Here is a 17,406-nt window from a genome sequence, read left to right as displayed (position 1 = left end):
CGCGCTCAGAACAGCTCGCCGAACGGAATGAAACGCAGCGGATCACCGAGCTGCAAGGTGCTGTTCTCGGGAATTTCCACCAATCCGTCGGCCCAGGTCGCGCCGAGCAGCACCCCGGAACTCTGGTTCGGATACAGCGCCGCCTGCCCGCCCTCCAGACGCACCCGCAGGTATTCGCGACGGCTGCCGGGTTTCGGCCAGTCGAAACCGGCGTTGACCGTGAAGCTCAGCGGCATCACCTCTTCCACGCCTTGAATGCGCAGCAGATACGGGCGCGCCAGCAGACCGAAGGTCACCAGCGCCGAGGTCGGATTGCCGGGCAGACCGATCACCGGCACTGTGCCGAAATGGCCGACCGTCAGCGGTTTGCCGGGTTTGATCGCGAGTTTCCACAGCAGCGGTTTGCCGTTGTTGCGCAGCACCTGGCCGAGGCAATCGGCATCACCGGCAGATACGCCGCCGGTGGTCAGAATCAGATCGGCTGCCACTTGCAGTTGCTCGAGTTTGAGCCGCGTCTGCGCCGGACGATCGGGCAGAATCCCGGCGTCGATCACTTCGCAACCCAGTTCACGCAACCAGTGGTCGAGCAAGGTGCGGTTGCTGTTGTAGATGCTACCGGGACGCAAGGGCTGGCCCGGTTCCACCAGTTCATCCCCGGTCGACAGCAACGCCACGCGCGGACGACGCACCACCGGCAAATGGGTCATGCCCTGCCCTGCGGCGACGGCCAACTCGAACGGGCCGAGGCGTTTGCCGGCGCGCAGCAAGGTGTCGCCGACGCGGTTTTCCTGGCCCTGGGGACGGATGTTCTGGCCGACCTTCAGCGGTTGCAGGAAACGTACGCGACCGTCCTCCAGCACTTCGACGTTTTCCTGCATCTCCACGCAATTGGCGCCCATGGGCAACGGCGCACCGGTGAAAATCCGTGCGCAGGTGCCGGATAGCAAGGCGTCCGGCGCCATCCCGGCGTAGACCCGCTGTGACACGCTCAACGGCTGGCGATGCAGGTCGGCGAGGTTCAAGGCATAACCGTCCATGGCGCTGTTCGGCCACGGCGGCAAGTCGAGGGTGGCGACCAGATCGCTGGCCAGCACGCGCCCGCGCGCGTCATTGAGCGCCACCGATTCGCTGTCCGGCAGACGTTGTTCATCGGCCATCGCCAGCAGTTGGTCGAGGGCGTCCTCGACCGGCATCAATTCCGGCTTGCTCATCCGCGCGGCCCGCAGGCTTGCACCGGCTTGAGGTGCGGAACGAAATTGCACGGGCGATGACGGTTATCCAGTTGTTCGGCGAGGATGCCTTCCCACGCGGTGCGGCAAGCGCCGGTGGAACCCGGCAGGCAGCACACCAGCGTGCCGTTGGACAGCCCCGCCAGCGCGCGGCTTTGCACGGTCGAGGTGCCGATGTCGAGAATCGAGATGGCGCGGAACAGCTCGCCAAAACCGTCGATCTGCTTGTCCAGCAGGCAAGCCACGGCTTCCGGTGTGCTGTCACGCCCGGTGAACCCGGTGCCGCCGGTGATCAGCACCACTTGAATGCCGTCGTCGGCGATCCACTGCGCGACCTGGGCGCGGATCTTGTACAGGTCGTCCTTGAGCAGGTTGCGTTCGCTCAAGGTGTGGCCGGCCTCCAGCAGGCGGCTGACCAGCAACTGGCCGGAGGTGTCGCTGGCGTAATCGCGGGTATCGCTGACCGTCAGCACGGCAATATTCAGGGGAACGAACAAGGCATCCGATTTCACACTCATGGCACTCTCCGGCCGTCGTCAATTCAATGGATGACGAGCCTAAGTGCCGCCTGTGAGGACTGTCTAATCACTCTGGCCAACCACACTATCGACCTGCTCTATCGGTGTTTTTTTTCAGCCCCTCGACCACTGTCCGGCCCAATGAAACCGGGGGTCATCGAAACCCTCGATAGGCTCTTAAACACTGCCGATTGGACGAAAAAAACCATCAGTGGGATCGTCGTTCCCTGCGCTTTCCGTGCGCTGTACGCATCTGCGTCAATACTCAACCAAAATTCCTTATCGAGCAGGTGCCGTCGTGGACATCAAACAACTCAAGTTCCTGATCGCGCTGGACGAAACCCGCCACTTCGGCCAGGCCGCCGCGCGCTGCCACATCACCCAGCCGACCCTGTCGATGCGCCTGCGCAATCTGGAGGACGAGCTGGATCTGGTGCTGGTCAATCGCGGCCAGCGCTTCGAAGGTTTCACCCAGGCCGGCGAGCGCGTACTGGCCTGGGCCCGCACGCTGCTGGCGGCCCACGACGGGTTGTTTGCCGAAGCCGCTGCCTGCCGGGGGCAACTGGTGGGTAGCCTGCGGCTGGGGCTGGTGCCGCTGAGCAACTTCAATCCGGTCAATTACATCCAGGGTTTGTCCGGGACTTATCCGGAGCTGAAATACAGCCTGTCGTCGCTGAGTTCGGACGAGATCATCGAGGGCCTGGGCAACAATCAACTGGACCTGGGCGTGTGTTATCTGGACCACGTCAACCCGAACTATTTCGAGTTCTTCGAGATCGGCGAAACACGCGTAGGCCTGCTCTACGACACCCGCCACTTCCATTTCGAAGGCCCGGAAATGAGCTGGGAAGACGCCGCCGAACTGCCGCTGGGGATGATCACCACCGGCATGCACTACCGCAAATCCATCGACCTGAGCTTCCGCAGTCGCGGGTTGAATCCGCAGCCAATCATGGAAAGCGACTCGACCTATCAACTGCTGCAGGCGATTCACCAGGGCTTCTGCTGCTCGATCATGCCGCTGGACAGCGGGCTGGAAGAGCCGATCGAGCACCTGGCTTTCATTAACCTGCCGGATGCCAGCGTGCTCGCGCCGCTGGGGTTGGTGATGCGCAAGACCGAACCGCGCTCGGCGATTGCCGAGAAGTGTTTTGCCGAGGCGCGCAAGATGTTCGGGATCGAGGCGCCTGCCGTTTAACCCTCCCCAAGTTGCCTGAAACGTTGCACTTCGGTGCAGCGTCTTCAGGTTCGCCAGCAGTGATCGACCAATCCAATCACTGCATCGGAACAAGCGATTGGACGCACTTTTCCCTGCCCCGTAGCCTGAACCCACTTCAGCGCTTCGGGGACTTTTCAAGATGCTGTGCCAAGTTGAACAACTCATCGAACCGGGCGACGCCAACGCCCCCGCGCCACAACCGGCGCAAGTGGCCTACCGCGAATACCTCGACGACGCGCCGTTGTCCCACGCGGCGCTGGCGGCGGAAATCGCCCTGGCCATCAGCTACAACGGCCTGAATCAGGCGGTGATGATGGTCTCGCCGGGCAACATCGAAGACTTCATTCGCGGCTTCAGCCTGAGCAATGCCATCGTCGACCGCCTCGACGATATCCACGACATCCGCCTGACTCATTTCGACCAGGCCTGCCAGGCCGACGTGCAGATTTCCAGCCGCGCGTTCTGGGCCCTGAAGGATCATCGCCGGCAGATGGCGGGCACCAGCGGTTGCGGCCTCTGCGGCGTGGAAGCCCTTGAGCAGGCGCTGCCGCAACTGGAGATCCTGACCCCGACACCGTTGCCACCCGCCGCGCATTTCAACGGCATCCGCCAGCGCATCGAGCAGGCCCAGCAACTGGCCCGCAGCAGCGGTGCCCTGCACGCGGCGCTGTACTTCGACGCCGACGGCGAAGCGCTGCTGTGCCGCGAAGACATCGGCCGCCACAACGCCCTCGACAAGCTGATCGGCGCCCTGCAATTCGAAGGTCTCGATGCGCGTCAGGGCTTCGTCGTGGTCACCAGCCGTTGCAGCCTCGAACTGATCCACAAAGCCGTGCGCGCCCGCCTCGGCACCCTCGTGAGCCTGTCCGCCCCGACTGCGCTGACCGTGCGCTGGGCGCTCAAACACCGCTTGAACCTGATCCACGTCCCGCACCGCAACGCCCCGCGAATCTACAGCCCGATCCAGGAGCCCACCGCATGAGTAACGCCCTCACCCACCTCGACGATCAGGGCCGCGCCAACATGGTCGACGTCAGCGACAAAGCCGCCACCCGCCGCGAAGCCACCGCCCAGGCCTGGGTGCAGATGCGCCCGGAAACCCTGCAAATGATCCAGTCCAACGGCCATCCCAAGGGCGATGTGTTCGCCGTGGCGCGGATCGCCGGGATCCAGGCGGCCAAGCGTACCCACGAATTGATTCCGCTGTGTCATGCGCTGCTGCTCAGCTCGATCCACGTCGAGCTCAAAGCCTGCGAACCGGACCGCGTACAGATCACCAGCACCTGCCGCCTCACCGGCCAGACCGGCGTCGAACTCGAGGCCCTGACCGCCGCCAGCGTCGCCGCTTTGACGATCTATGACATGTGCAAAGCGGTGGACCGGGCGATGGTCATCGGCGACATCCGCCTGCTCAGCAAACAGGGCGGCCGCTCCGGCCACTTTCAATGGGAGAACCCGCAATGATTCTGATCAACTACTTCGCCAGCTACCGTGACCGGCTCAATCTGGGCGGTGAAAAGATTCCGGCCAGCGACACCCTTACCTGTGTCGAGGACGTGCGGCAGATGCTGATGCAGCGCGGCGATGTCTGGCGTGAAGTGCTCGGCGCCGGCAACCTGATGTGCGCGGTGAATCAGGAACTGTGTCAGCCGGATCAGGCAATCGAGGATTTCGACGAGATTGCGTTTTTCCCGCCGGTCACGGGGGGTTGAAACATGGGTGTTCGAGTCCAGCGTAAAGGCTTCGATGCCGGTCAGTTGATTGCCGATCTGCATGCGCGCAATCCACGGGTGGGCGCGGTGGTGAATTTCATTGGTTATGTACGGGATCTGAACGTCGGGCAGTCGGTGACCGAGCTATTTCTGGAGCATTATCCGGGCATGACCGAGAAGGCTCTGGAGCAGATCGCCGAACAGGCCCGGGAGCGCTGGCCGTTGCTGACGGTGGAGATTGTGCATCGGGTCGGCGCGCTGTCGGTGACCGAACCGATCGTGTTCGTTGGCGTCAGCAGCAAGCATCGGCATGCGGCGTTCGAGGCCTGTGCGTTCATCATGGATGTGCTGAAGACGCGTGCACCGTTCTGGAAACGTGAGACCACGCCGGAGGGTTCGCATTGGGTTGAGCCGCGGGAGAGTGATCAGGATGCGGCGTTTCGCTGGAGTCTGGCGCATGCCTAACCGGGTACTGTCGAATGCGACAAAAGCCTGATTAGATAGCGACTCTCGCCGATTCGAACGTGGAGCCGCACTTGAGCCAAACGCCAAAGGACTTGCCCCGCCCTCAACCCGTCAGCCTGCGCCAGGCCTGGCCCTTCTGGCTGAAACTTGGCTGCATCGGCTTCGGCGGCCCCGCCGGGCAGATCGCGATCATGCATCAGGAACTGGTGGAGCGTCGGCGCTGGATTTCCGAACGGCGCTTCCTGCATGCGCTCAACTACTGCATGTTGCTGCCCGGCCCGGAGGCCCAGCAACTGGCGACTTACATCGGCTGGCTGCTGCACCGAACCCGTGGCGGCATATTGGCCGGAGCGCTGTTTGTGATGCCCTCGTTGCTGATCCTGATCGCTCTTTCCTGGATTTATATTGCGCTTGGCGACGTGCCGGCGGTGGCCGGGGTGTTTTACGGGATCAAACCGGCGGTGACCGCGATTGTGCTGCACGCGGCCCATCGCATCGGCTCCCGAGCCTTGAAGAACAGCTGGCTCTGGGCGATCGCCGGAGCGGCGTTCGTGGCGATTTTTGCCTTCAACGTGCCGTTCCCGCTGATCGTGCTCGGCGCGGCATTGATCGGTTATTTCGGCGGACGCTGGGCGCCGCAGCGGTTCAGCAACGGCGGCCATCGCGGCGGCGAAAAATCCTTCGGCCCGGCGCTGATCGATGACGACACACCGCCGCCCGAACATGCGCAGTTCAAGTTGCCAAGGCTGCTGCGTCTGGCGCTGATCGGTGCGTTGCTATGGTGTCTGCCCATGGCGTTGCTGACCTCGTTGTTCGGCTGGGACGGCACCTTCACGCAGATGGGCTGGTTCTTCACCAAAGCGGCGCTGCTGACGTTCGGCGGCGCCTACGCCGTGCTGCCCTACGTGTATCAGGGCGCGGTCGGGCATTACGGCTGGCTGACGCCAACGCAGATGATCGACGGCCTGGCCCTGGGCGAAACCACGCCGGGACCGCTGATCATGGTCGTGGCGTTTGTCGGGTTCGTCGGCGCTTACGTGCAACCGACGTTCGGCCCGGAACACGCGTTCGCCGCCGGAGCCTTGGCCGCGACGCTGGTGACCTGGTTCACTTTTCTGCCCTCGTTCCTGTTCATCCTCGCCGGCGGGCCGTTGGTGGAGTCGACGCACAATGAACTGAAGTTCACCGCGCCGCTGACCGCGATCACAGCGGCGGTGGTCGGGGTGATCCTCAATCTGGCGTGTTTCTTTGCCTGGCATGTGTTCTGGCCCAATGGATTCGCCGGGCAACCGGACATTTTCTCGATCCTGCTGGCCCTGGCTGCCGCCGTCGCCCTGTTCTTTTTCAAGCGCGGGGTGATCGAGGTGTTGATCGTTTGCGCCCTCGTCGGGCTGGGGTTTTACCTGCTGCGCTGAACCGGGGTGCACGCCAACGCCTGCGGAAACAGGCGTTTACTTATCCGGGGATTCCCCCTTACTATCCAGCCACACCGGCCTGGCGGGACACTCCCGCCGCCGACGTTTTCCGCCAACGGAAACACGCGTTATGAGCACGTCACTCCAACAATCAGAATCGTTGAACGTCTCTGCACCGTGCGCCCTCCTTCACAGGGGCCGCGCATGAATCGCATCGTCAATCTCCCCATGGCCCTGAGCCGTTCCAAGCTGCGTCACTCCGCACGCCCGCCGGATATCTGCCTGCCTGTCTGATCGCGCCGGTAAAAACCGCGACAGCTCCCCCTCTTTTTTCGATATCCCTGCCAGGACGCCCGCGCCTTTTGCCGAGCTGCGTCCGGCCCGAATCTGCGCGCCTGTGCGGCGCCACCGTGAGTGATTGATTATGAAATTCGCAGCCATTGAAGACGCCCGTCACTTTCTCGAGCAGAACCCCGACATCGACATGATCGAGCTGTTCATCCTCGACGCCAACGGCGTGCCGCGCGGCAAGCTGTTGCACCGCGAAGAACTGCTCGCCGTATACGAAAGCGGCCGGCCGCTGCCAAGTACCATCCTTGGCCTGACCGTGCATGGCGAAGACGTGGAGAACTCAGGCCTGGTGTGGGACGTCGGCGACATCGACTGCCGCGCCTACCCGCTGCAAGGCAGTCTGGTGCGCCTGCCGTGGCGGCAGATTCCGACTGCGGCGGTGCAGGTCAGCATGCACCCGGAACAAGGCATGCCAGCGAGCATCGCCGACCCGCGCCACCTGTTGATCAAGGTCATCGACCGCTTGAAAGCCGAGGGTTACCACCCGGTCATGGCCTGCGAGCTGGAGTTCTATCTGCTCGACGCCAAACGCGATCACAACGGCCGTCCGCAACCGGCGCTGGATGCCGACGGTGGGCGACCGCGACACACGCAGGTCTACGGTTTGCGTGAGCTGGAGCAGATCGAACCGTTCCTTGCCGACCTCTACAGCGCCTGCAAACTGCACGGCATTCCGGCGCGCACGGCTATCTCGGAATACGCGCCGGGCCAGGTGGAAATCACCCTCGAACACGGCGATGCGCTGGAGGCGATGGACCAGGCCGTGCGCTACAAACGGCTGGTCAAAGCCGTGGCGCACAAGCACGGGATGCAGGCGACGTTCATGGCCAAGCCGTTCGATCACCTGGCCGGCACCGGCATGCACATGCACGTCAGTCTCGCCGATGCCGAGGGGCGCAATCTGTTTGCCTCCGAAGACCCGGCCGGCACCCCGCTGCTGCGCACGGCGATTGGCGGGATGCTCGCCTCCCTGCTCGATTCGCTGCTGCTGTTCTGCCCGAACGCCAACTCCTACCGCCGTTTCCAGGCCAACAGCTACGCACCGCTGGCACCGACCTGGGGCGTCGACAATCGCACAGTCAGCCTGCGCGTGCCCGGCGGCCCGGCCAACACCCGGCACATCGAACACCGCATCTGCGGCGCCGATGCCAACCCGTATCTGGCAGCGGCGGCGATCCTGGCGGGCATTCATCGCGGGATAAAAGAAGACATCGATCCGGGTGAACCGGTGGAAGGCAACGGTTACGCGCAGGCGAAAGAATTGCTGCCGACCGACTGGCTGACCTCGCTTACGGCGCTGGAAAATTCGGTGTGGGCGCGGGATGCGCTGGGGCAGGAATTTCTCGGGGTGTATCTGGCAGTGAAACGTGCGGAATACCGGCAGTTCATGGCCGAAGTGGGTGAGCAGGACTGGCGCTGGTACCTCACAGAGGCCTGATCTTTCACAACTTCCCCTGTGGGAGCGGGCTTGCCCGCGAAGGCGTCGTCACATCCAACACTTCAGGTGACTGACACATCGCTTTCTCGAGCAAGCCCGCTCCCACAGGGTCCGTGCACCGACTCCCGAATCTGGACACTGAAATGACTGAACGCAGCAATTCCTACTACACCGCGACCCTCAACCGCGACACCGACTACCCGACCCTGCAAGGCCGGCACAAGGTCGATGTGGTGATCATCGGCGGCGGTTTCACCGGCGTTGCCACGGCCGTGGAACTGGCCGAAAAAGGCCTGAAAGTCGCCATCGTCGAAAGCCACAAGATCGGCTGGGGCGCCACCGGGCGCAATGGCGGGCAGGTCACGGGCAGCCTGTCCGGCGACGGCGCGATGCGCAAACAGATGCGCAACACATTGGGCGATGAGGTCGACGATTTCATCTGGCACCTGCGCTGGCGTGGGCACGAAATCATCAAGCAACGGGTCGAGAAATACGCGATCGATTGCGACCTCAAGCACGGCCATTTGCATGCGGCATACAAGCCAAGCCATATGGCCGGTTTGCGCAGCGACTACGACGAAGCCGTGCGCCGAGGCATGGGCGATGAGGTCAGTCTGCTCGACCGCAGCCAGGTCCGTGATCTGCTGCAAAGCGATCTCTACCACGGCGCCATCAAGAACACCCGCAACATGCACCTGCACCCGCTCAACCTGTGCATCGGCGAGGCGCGAGCGGCGCAAAGCCTCGGCGCGCTGATCTTCGAAAACAGCGAAGTGCTGGAGATCATTCACGGCGACAGCCCTGCCGTGCGCACCGCCCACGGCCGGATCGACGCCAATCAGGTGCTGCTGGCCGGCGACGTTTACCACAAACTCGAACCGGGCCAGCTCAAGGGCAAGATTTTCCCGGCCATGGGCGGCATCGTCACCACCGAACCATTGGGCGATCTGGCCAAACAGATCAACCCTGAAGACCTCGCCGTCTACGACTGCCGCTTCGTGCTCGACTACTACCGCCTCACCGCCGACGGGCGCCTGCTGTTCGGCGGCGGCGCCAACTACAGCGGCAAGGACTCACGGGACATCGCCGGCGAACTGCGGCCGTGCATCGAACAGACCTTCCCGGCGCTCAAAGGGGTGAAGATCGACTACCAGTGGAGCTGCGCGATGGGCATCGTCATCAACCGCATCCCGCAACTGGGCAAGCTCTCGGACAACGTCTGGTATTGCCAGGGCTACTCCGGCCACGGCATTGCCACGACCCACATCATGGGCGAGATCATGAGCCGGGCGATCACCGGGCAGATGCAGCAGTTCGACACGTTTGCCGCGTGCTCGCACATTCGCGTGCCGATGGGCGATCTGCTGGGGAATCCGATGCTGGCGGCGGGCATGTGGTACTACCAGATGCTGGAAAAACTGCGCTGATCGAGCGGGCCCCATCGCCAGTGATGGGGCCTCTTTTTGCCGCAAAACCTCAGTCACGCAACTGCTCCACCTCAATCCCCAACCGCCGATAATCCTCGACACTCCCCGACGCCACATGCCGCTCGGTGATCAGCGTGTGCAAGCGCTCGCAAGGCGCGACCACAAACGGCTCCACCGCGCCGAGCTTGTCCGCCGTGGTCACGGCAATCACCCGCGCCGCGCAGTCGAGCAGCGCCTGCTTGACCGGCACTTCGTCGAAATGCAGCGAGGTGATGCCCACCTCCGGATGAATCGCGCAGACCCCGGTGATCGCCAGATCCGCCTTGATCCCCGACAGCAGACGCAACGCCTCGTGACCGCCAGCCGACATGGTTTTCGGATTGAGCTGCCCACCCGCCAGAATCACCTTGATGCCCGGATATTCTGACAACGCGATCGCCGTCATCGGCGACGCCGTGACCGCCGTGAGGCTGATATCCCTGGGCAACGAGCGCGCCACTTGTAACGAGGTGGAACCGGAGTCGAACATCACCGTCTGCCCGTTTTGTACCTGCTGCGCCGCCAACTGCGCCAAGCGGATTTTCACCTCGTCGATTTCGTCCAGCCGGGTGAAGTAATCCTTGCCGGTGTCCTTCGGCCGCGGCAGCGCGCCGCCGTGCACTCGCTGCACCAGTCCGGCGTTGTCCAGCTCGGCGAGATCGCGGCGGATAGTGTCTTCAGACACCGCAAAGTGCTGGCTCAACTCGGACGCCATGACCTTGCCGTCACGTTCGAGGATCAGAAGGATTTTCTGCCGGCGCAGGGAGGGAAGCTCGGAAGCGGAATGATCGTGCATGGTTTTGCCTGTTTGTGCTTTTAATTGCAGGTTTTCGCGAGCTTAGCCAAGCAAACCGGCAAACACAACGCCGGTATCAATGGCTTCGATCATTGGAATCACAAAGCCGAATTTTTTCTTTTGACCGGCCCCCGGCAGAATGGCCCCACTTTCAAAAGGACCAGGATGAACACCCCCATGAACCTCAATTTCGCTTTCGCCTGCATGGTCGTCGTGTCGTTTGCCATTGCCCTCGGCCACGCTTGATTCACACCGACGCCGCCAGGTGTTCGCGCAACCATCTGTGCGCTGGATCACGATGGGATCGTTCGCCCCAGAACATCGCCATCTCGTAGCCCGGCACCTCCAGCGGCGCAGTGACCACTTGCAGTGCAGGGTTGTCACGCACCAGGCGTGACGGCAGCATCGCCACCAGATCAGTGCTGGCGAGCACCGACATCACCAACAGAAAGTGCGGCACCGACAGCACGGCTTTTCTCGACAGGCCCACTTCGGCCAGCGCCTTGTCCGTCACCCCGAAAAAGCCCCCGCCCTCGCGCGACACCATGACGTGTTCCAGCGCGCAGAACTGTTCGCGAGTCGGTCTGGCGTTCAGGCCCGGATGCCCGACTCGTCCGGCCAACACATAACGCTCGGTGAACAGCCGGCGCTGATACAACTCCAGTGGCGCGTCTTCGGTGATGTGCAATGCCAGATCGAACACCCCCTGCTCCGCCTGCTTGACCATTTCTCTGGGCATCAGGTCGATCACCGCCAGCCGTGTGCCCGGTGCCTGCCTGCGCAAACCGTTCAGGCCCGGCAGGACAATGGTCGACCCGCCGTAGTCCGTTGCCGCGATTTTCCAGGTATTCGTCGCTTGCGCCGGGTCGAACGGCCTGGCCGGCGCCACCGCTCGTTCCAGCGCCTCCAGTGCGTCCCGCAACGGCTCGCGCAGCTCATCCGCCCGCGCCGTCGGACGCATGCCTCGTGGGCCGGGCAGCAACAGCGGATCGCCGAAGATGTCCCGCAACTTGGCCAGATGCACGCTTACCGACGGCTGCGACAGGTTCAGCCGCTGGGCGGCACGGGTGACGTTGTGCTCCGCGAGCAACACATCGAGGGTCAGCAGCAGGTTGATATCCAGCCGTCTCAAATTATTCATGGCTATACCAGACATATCAGACATTCATTTCCAATATACCCGGCAAACGTCGATCCTGCTGTCACACAGCAACGGAGCTTCAACATGAATGTACTTCTGGTCTATGCCCATCCCGAAGCGACCTCACTCAACGGCTCGCTCAAAGACTTCACCGTCCAGCGCCTGCAAGCCGCCGGCCATACCGTGCAGGTCTCCGACCTCTATGCGATGAACTGGAAAACCACCCTCGACGCCGACGACAGTCCCGGTCGCGACACGACCCGGCCGTTTCATGCCTCCCTCGATTCGAAACTTGCTTTCGAGCAGGGCCGACAAGCCGCCGACATCGCCCGCGAGCAGGAAAAACTGCAATGGGCCGACGCACTGATCCTGCAATTCCCGCTGTGGTGGTTCTCCATGCCGGCGATTCTCAAGGGCTGGGTCGAGCGCGTGTATGCCTACGGATTTGCCTACGGCGTGGGCGAGCATTCCGATGCTCGCTGGGGCGACCGCTACGGTGAAGGCCACCTGAAAGGCAAGCGGGCCATGCTGATGGTCACCACCGGAGGCTGGGAATCACACTACAGCCCGCGCGGGATCAACGGCCCGATCGACGACGTGCTGTTCCCCATCCAGCACGGAATCCTCTACTACCCTGGCTTTGACGTGATGCCGCCCTTCGTGGTGTACCGCACCAGCCGGATGGATGAAGCCCGGTTTGCCCAGACCTGTGAGGCGCTGGGCACGCGGCTCGATGAACTGTGGAGCACGCGGCCGATCGCGTATCGGCAGCAAAATGGCGGTGATTACGAGATTCCGTCGCTGACCTTAAAGGACGACATTGCGCCAGGCAGCGAGGGCTTCGCCGCCCACCTCAAATGACACAGGGGGGCTTATGCCCCCTGTTTTCATTCCACCACCACCCGCGCCTTGCGCACGAACAACGCATGCACCTTGTCCCAGAAATTGCCGCCCAGCACGAAAAAGCTGCCGACGAACATCAAGTCGCCCAGCGCCTGCATCTGCCAGAGGTTGGGCCGCACACCCGGAAAGAAGTTATCGAAATACGGTTCCAGGAAGGACGACAGCAGCGGCAGGCAGAACATCACCACGCCGATCTTGTGGCGCATCGGGCTGACTTCGGCCACCGGGGTCGGAATCACGCCGGAAATGTAGTGGCCGATCGTGCGCTTGAGTTCGGCGAACCCGGCCTTGCCCATGACCGCGATCACCAGCAGCAACAGCACTTTATTGCTGATGAACAGCACCCCGGTCAGCGCCGCGACTTTCGAGCCCGGCACGTCGAGGGCGGCGGCAATCGGCACCATCAGCCACGAACCGAGCATCAGGCAGATGATTGCCACGCCGACCTTGAAACGCCAACTGGCGCTGGAGGGGGCAAGCGGTTCTTGAGCAGTGTCCATGGCTTCCTACCTTTTTATCCGGGGCGGGGTTCGGTGGCGTTCGCCTGAAAAAGCGTAGCAGCTGATTGCTTCGAACAACCCGCAATCTGCGGTCTATGCTCCAGTGACATTTCCCGCTGGGGCCTCCCGGTATGCCTGCAACGCCAGCCCTGCTGATCCGTCCCGGCCACCTGCTGTTGCTCGGTGCGCTGAGCCTTGGCGGCTGCCTGCGGCTGGGCCCGGATTTCCAGCCACCGGCGCAGGACTGGAGCAAGCAGTGGCAAAGTCCGGCGCTCGAGCAGGCCAGCGAACGCGGCACCGTGCCGGATCTGCGCCAGTGGTGGCAGGTGTTTGCCGATCCGATCCTCGACCGTTTGATCAGCGACGCCGAAGCCCGCAACAGCAGCCTGAAAATCGCCGGCCTGCGGGTCCTCGAAGCCCGCGCGCAACTGGGCATCGCCGACAGCGGTCGCTACCCGCAGCTGCAACAGGCCAGCGCCGACAGCCTGTACATCGACCGCCGTCAGTCCGGCGGCAACAACCCGCAGGACTTGCACTTCTGGCAGCACAGCGCCGCATTCGATGTCGGTTGGGAACTGGATTTCTGGGGGCGCTTCAGCCGTGCCATCGAATCCGCCGACGCCAGCTACTTCGCCGCCCAGGCCAACTACGAAGACGCCCTCGTGCTGCTGCGCGCTCAAGTGGCCGATACCTACTTTGCCCTGCGCACCACCGAAGCCCGGCTGCGGGTCGCACGGGAAAATGCCGCCCAGCAAAAACGCAATTTCGAGATCACCGAAAAACTCTTTCGCAGCGGCCAGACCGCCGAACTCGACCTGCAACAGGCCAGAACCCAATACCTCGGCACCCTGAGCAGCATTCCGGCTTTCGAAGACCAGTTGCTGCGCACCCGCAATGCGCTGGCGGTGCTGGTCGGCCAGCCGCCCGGTGGCGCGGCGTTTCTGGCGGAGCAACCGGGGCTGATTCCGCTGGTGGATCGCGCCGTGTTGCAGGATGTCCCGGCCAACCTGCTGCTGCGCCGTCCCGATGTCCGCGCGGCAGAGCTGAACGTTGCCGCGCAATCGGCGCTGGTCGGCGTGGCCGAGACCGATCTGTATCCCTCGCTGACCCTGCTCGGCAGCATCGTCTGGTCCAGCGACACCCTCGGCGCCACCCCGCGCAGCCTCGATCTGATCGGCGGCCCGAGCCTGCGCTGGAACCTGTTCGATTACGGTCGTATTCACAACAACATTCGCGTGCAGGATGCGCGCTTGCAGCAACTGATCGAAGCCTATCGCGACAAGGTCCGCCAGGCTGCCCGCGAGGCCGACGACGCCGCCAGCGGCCTGACCAAAGCGCTGGAGCGCGAACGCATTCTCGGCGAGGCCGAAGGCGCGGCGCGGCGTTCGCTGGTGCTGGCCAATACCCAATATCGCGAAGGCTATTCGGACTTTCAACGGGTGCTCGACGCCCAGCGCGCGTTGCTGGAGCTACAGGACAACTATCTGGTCAGCCGCAGCAACGCCGTGAGCAACCTGATCTCCCTGTACCGCGCCGTGGGCGGCGGCTGGCAAAGCGCCGGGCCGCAGATTGATTCAGCGACCCGGCAGCAGATGCAGCAACGCACCGACTGGGGCGATCTGCTGAGCGCCCCGCCGCCGCAACCGACCTATCCGATTCCCTCGCAGGTAGACCGCCATGAGTGATGAAGCGCCGCCGGATCCGGCGAAAAAAGGCATCCGCCGGGTGCTGCTGGTGATTGTGCTGAGCCTGGTCTGGTATCTGCTGGCCGACCGTTTTACGCCCTACACCCAGCAAGCGCGGGTCGGCGCGTTCGTGATCCCGGTGGCGGCGGAAGTCGCGGGCCGGGTGATCAAGGTCAACGTGCGCAACAATCAGGACGTGCAGGCCGGCGACATCCTTTTCGAACTCGATCCGCAGCCGCTGCAAATTGCTGTCGACCGGGCCCGCGCCGATCTGGAAAACACCCGGCGCACGGTCGGCGCCAGCACCGCGGGCATCGCTTCGGCACAGGCGTCGTTGCGGGCCGCGCAAGCCAATGAACTCAAAACGCGCCAGGACAATCGACGGCTGGAAGGCTTGTACAAAGAAGATCCGGGCACGGTTTCGGTTCGGCTGCTGGAAGTGTCCCGGGCCAATCACGAGGCCGCTGTCAGCCAGGTCGCCGCCGCTCGGGCCGAAGTACTGCGCGCCCAGGAGCAGGAAGGCGGCAACACCGACACCAACGCCAAACTGCTCAGCGCCGCCGCCACGCTGGCCAAGGCCGAACTGGATCTGGCCAACACCCGCATTCGTGCGCGTTCGGCGGGCCTGATCACCGACCTGCGTACCGATGTCGGCCAGTTCGCCGCTGCCGGCAGCCCGGTGATGACGCTGATCACGATCCAGGACGTGTGGGTCAGCGCCGACCTCACCGAAAACAATCTCGGCCGAATCAAGCCCGGCACGCCAGTATCGATCATCCTCGACGCCCTGCCCGGCGAAGTGCTCGATGGCCGGGTGCGCAGCGTCGGTTATGGCGTCAGCGTCGGCCAGACGCCGCCGCCCGGCACCCTGCCGACAATCCAGAACAGCCGCGACTGGCTGCGTCCGGCCCAGCGTTTTCCGGTGATCATCGAGTTCAGCGAAGAGGCGAAAAAGCGCCTGTTCGAGAGCCGTTCGATTCGCGCCGGCGGGCAGGCGGAAGTCATGGCGTTTCCGAGCGAGGGCAATCTGCTCAATCCACTCGGGCGGATGTTTGTCTGGTTGATGAGCTGGCTATCGTATGCCTACTGAACGCAGCGTTCCGGCGCAACGTGCCTTGCGCCTGGCCTGCGGCACGGCGTTGTGCACCGCCGCCAGTTACGGCCTCGCCTTGCCGCTGTCGTTTTTGTCGCCGGTGCTCGCGGTGTTGCTGCTGGCCAGCATGCCTCGACCGTTGCCAGTCAAAATGGCGCTGGTGCTGACATTGGTCGCCGCATTCACCACCAGCCTCGGGCTGTTGCTGGTGCCGTTGCTGCGTTATTACCCGGTGTGCGGCGTGCTGCTGATCGGTGTCGGACTGTTTCTGGTGTTCACCTACGGCTTGCGCGGCGGCAACGTGCTGATCATGACGTTTCTGGTGATCGGCATGACCATGATCTCCGCCGCCGGTTTTGCCTCATTCGAACTGGCGATGGCGGTGATCAGCGCGCTGGTCAAAGGCTTGTTGCTGGCCGTCGTCATCGTCGGCCTGAGCCACATCCTGTTCCCGGAACCGGCCAACAGCCCCGCGCCACCACCCGCTCCCGCCCTGCCCGCCGAAGACGTGCCTCGCGTAGCGATGCGCGCAACATTGATCGTGCTGCCGACCTTCCTGCTGGTGCTGATCGACCCGGCCAGCTACCTGCCGATCATCCTCAAAGCCGTCAGCCTCGGCCAGCAGAGCACCACGACTCGCACCCACCATGCCGGGCGCGAACTGCTCGGCTCAACCTTGCTCGGCGGACTGCTGGCGGTGCTGTTCTGGTGCGCGTTGAGCCTGTTCGTGCACTTGTGGATGTTCTTTCTTTGGATGCTGCTGTTCGGGCTGTTTCTGGCGCGCAAACTCTATCGGCTGCACCCGACGCAACTCACCCCGGGGTTCTGGCTCAACACCCTGATCACCATGATCATCCTGCTCGGTCAGTCCGTTGAGGACAGCGCGGCGGGCAAGGACGTCTACACCGCCTTCGCGGTGCGCATGGGGTTGTTCATTCTGGTGACGCTCTACAGCGGCGTGATGATGCACCTGCTCGTCGCGCATCGGGAAAGCCGTCAGGGCGTGACCTGATAACCCCGCCCTTGCAGGCAACCGGTGTAGGCGCTTGAACTGGCTGAAGCATCGGTCCGCCGCTGCTCGCGCCGATCCTGCCGCTGCCGCGCACCGCCGACCACCGCACCGGCGGCAGCCGTCTCTTTGGCGCGGTTCTGGCGGTAATCCTGCTTGCGGTCATCGTCCACGGCTTCATAGAACTCGTCGTGCTGACGCCCGCGCACTTCAGCGGCAGTAGCGCCGGCAGCGGCACCCACTGCGGCGCCCTTCAGCCGACCACCGGCTTGCGGTGTCGACGTAGTTGAAGTGGACGCAATGGAATGGCAATCGTTGATGTCGATCTGGGTTTGCTGGGAAGTCTGACCCTTGAGCGGGACGACGGATTCAGCACTGGCCTGTGTGGCGCACAGGCACGCTGCGATGAAGAGTGAGAAGCGGAACATGATGACCTCCGACGCGGCGGGGTTTGCCTGGGGGGCGG

General features: G+C 63.4%; 19 protein-coding genes. 12 read left to right on the top strand and 7 right to left on the bottom strand.

Going from position 1 to position 17,406, the window contains the following annotated elements:
• Positions 1-5 precede the first annotated feature (5 nt).
• Entirely contained in the window at positions 6-1,211 is a 1,206-nt protein-coding gene (gene glp / locus K3819_RS12120; protein WP_221399387.1) for a gephyrin-like molybdotransferase Glp, read from the bottom strand.
• Positions 1,208-1,747 (bottom strand): molybdenum cofactor biosynthesis protein B, encoded by a 540-nt coding sequence (gene moaB, locus K3819_RS12115; protein ID WP_039770868.1) that lies wholly within the window; start codon positions 1,745-1,747, stop codon positions 1,208-1,210. Before moaB ends, glp begins: the two co-directional genes overlap by 4 nt.
• 298 nt (positions 1,748-2,045) lie before the next feature.
• Between moaB and K3819_RS12110 the strand changes: the two genes are divergently transcribed.
• The 8 genes from K3819_RS12110 to K3819_RS12075 all read left to right on the top strand — a co-directional run bounded on the left by K3819_RS12110 (position 2,046) and on the right by K3819_RS12075 (position 9,774).
• Entirely contained in the window at positions 2,046-2,945 is a 900-nt protein-coding gene (locus K3819_RS12110; protein WP_007957027.1) for a LysR family transcriptional regulator, read from the top strand.
• A 160-nt stretch (positions 2,946-3,105) separates the two neighbouring features.
• The gene (gene fdhD, locus K3819_RS12105) at positions 3,106-3,948 is read left to right on the top strand and encodes a formate dehydrogenase accessory sulfurtransferase FdhD (protein ID WP_085613040.1); all 843 of its coding nucleotides are present in this window, start codon (positions 3,106-3,108) and stop codon (positions 3,946-3,948) included.
• Complete coding sequence (gene moaC, locus K3819_RS12100; RefSeq protein WP_221399386.1) at positions 3,945-4,430, top strand: cyclic pyranopterin monophosphate synthase MoaC; 486 nt, start codon at positions 3,945-3,947, stop codon at positions 4,428-4,430. The genes fdhD and moaC overlap by 4 nt, the downstream gene beginning before the upstream one ends.
• The gene (locus K3819_RS12095) at positions 4,427-4,678 is read left to right on the top strand and encodes a MoaD/ThiS family protein (protein WP_221399385.1); all 252 of its coding nucleotides are present in this window, start codon (positions 4,427-4,429) and stop codon (positions 4,676-4,678) included. The genes moaC and K3819_RS12095 overlap by 4 nt, the downstream gene beginning before the upstream one ends.
• Positions 4,679-4,681: 3 nt before the next feature.
• Positions 4,682-5,143, top strand: a complete 462-nt coding sequence (gene moaE / locus K3819_RS12090) for a molybdopterin synthase catalytic subunit MoaE (RefSeq protein WP_085613038.1) — start codon at positions 4,682-4,684, stop codon at positions 5,141-5,143.
• 71 nt (positions 5,144-5,214) lie between these two features.
• Entirely contained in the window at positions 5,215-6,558 is a 1,344-nt protein-coding gene (gene chrA / locus K3819_RS12085) for a chromate efflux transporter (protein WP_221399384.1), read from the top strand.
• Positions 6,559-6,982: 424 nt separating this feature from the next.
• Positions 6,983-8,347 (top strand): glutamine synthetase family protein, encoded by a 1,365-nt coding sequence (locus tag K3819_RS12080; protein ID WP_085613036.1) that lies wholly within the window; start codon positions 6,983-6,985, stop codon positions 8,345-8,347.
• A 143-nt stretch (positions 8,348-8,490) separates the two neighbouring features.
• The gene (locus tag K3819_RS12075) at positions 8,491-9,774 is read left to right on the top strand and encodes an FAD-binding oxidoreductase (protein WP_085613035.1); all 1,284 of its coding nucleotides are present in this window, start codon (positions 8,491-8,493) and stop codon (positions 9,772-9,774) included.
• Between the two features lie 49 nt (positions 9,775-9,823).
• Here the strand turns inward: K3819_RS12075 and K3819_RS12070 are convergent, their stop codons facing one another.
• Genes K3819_RS12070 through K3819_RS12060 form a run of 3 tightly spaced genes read right to left on the bottom strand, consistent with a single transcriptional unit; the run spans position 9,824 to position 11,750 of the window.
• On the bottom strand, positions 9,824-10,609 hold the full coding sequence (locus K3819_RS12070) for a DeoR/GlpR family DNA-binding transcription regulator (protein ID WP_221399383.1): 786 nt from the start codon (positions 10,607-10,609) through the stop codon (positions 9,824-9,826).
• 42 nt (positions 10,610-10,651) lie between these two features.
• A complete protein-coding gene (locus tag K3819_RS12065) occupies positions 10,652-10,849 on the bottom strand; it encodes a hypothetical protein (RefSeq protein ID WP_064595429.1) in 198 nt (65 codons plus the stop codon).
• Between the two features lie 7 nt (positions 10,850-10,856).
• Positions 10,857-11,750, bottom strand: coding sequence for a LysR family transcriptional regulator (locus tag K3819_RS12060; protein WP_221399382.1), 894 nt, complete (start codon positions 11,748-11,750; stop codon positions 10,857-10,859).
• Positions 11,751-11,834: 84 nt separating this feature from the next.
• On the opposite strand from K3819_RS12060, the gene K3819_RS12055 reads away from it, so the two are divergent.
• Entirely contained in the window at positions 11,835-12,611 is a 777-nt protein-coding gene (locus K3819_RS12055) for an NAD(P)H-dependent oxidoreductase (RefSeq protein WP_085613032.1), read from the top strand.
• 26 nt (positions 12,612-12,637) lie between these two features.
• Here K3819_RS12055 and K3819_RS12050 read toward each other — a convergent pair whose 3' ends face one another.
• The gene (locus tag K3819_RS12050; protein WP_221399381.1) at positions 12,638-13,153 is read right to left on the bottom strand and encodes a transporter suffix domain-containing protein; all 516 of its coding nucleotides are present in this window, start codon (positions 13,151-13,153) and stop codon (positions 12,638-12,640) included.
• Between the two features lie 131 nt (positions 13,154-13,284).
• On the opposite strand from K3819_RS12050, the gene K3819_RS12045 reads away from it, so the two are divergent.
• From K3819_RS12045 to K3819_RS12035, 3 genes are read left to right on the top strand one after another with little or no spacing between them, the layout of a single operon-like run.
• Positions 13,285-14,838, top strand: coding sequence for an efflux transporter outer membrane subunit (locus K3819_RS12045; RefSeq protein WP_221399380.1), 1,554 nt, complete (start codon positions 13,285-13,287; stop codon positions 14,836-14,838).
• Positions 14,831-15,928, top strand: coding sequence for an HlyD family secretion protein (locus tag K3819_RS12040; RefSeq protein ID WP_221399379.1), 1,098 nt, complete (start codon positions 14,831-14,833; stop codon positions 15,926-15,928). The genes K3819_RS12045 and K3819_RS12040 overlap by 8 nt, the downstream gene beginning before the upstream one ends.
• Positions 15,918-16,943: a DUF2955 domain-containing protein gene (locus K3819_RS12035; RefSeq protein WP_221399378.1), complete on the top strand. Its 1,026-nt coding sequence runs from the start codon at positions 15,918-15,920 to the stop codon at positions 16,941-16,943. The genes K3819_RS12040 and K3819_RS12035 overlap by 11 nt, the downstream gene beginning before the upstream one ends.
• Here K3819_RS12035 and K3819_RS12030 read toward each other — a convergent pair.
• Complete coding sequence (locus K3819_RS12030; protein ID WP_064595416.1) at positions 16,928-17,368, bottom strand: YMGG-like glycine zipper-containing protein; 441 nt, start codon at positions 17,366-17,368, stop codon at positions 16,928-16,930. The genes K3819_RS12035 and K3819_RS12030 overlap by 16 nt on opposite strands.
• Between the last annotated feature and the right edge of the window lie 38 nt (positions 17,369-17,406).

The organism is Pseudomonas sp. 3-2 (assembly GCF_019710535.1).
In the GTDB taxonomy this organism is placed as follows: domain Bacteria; phylum Pseudomonadota; class Gammaproteobacteria; order Pseudomonadales; family Pseudomonadaceae; genus Aquipseudomonas; species Aquipseudomonas pharyngis.
This window is presented reverse-complemented; position numbering and strand designations above follow the sequence as displayed.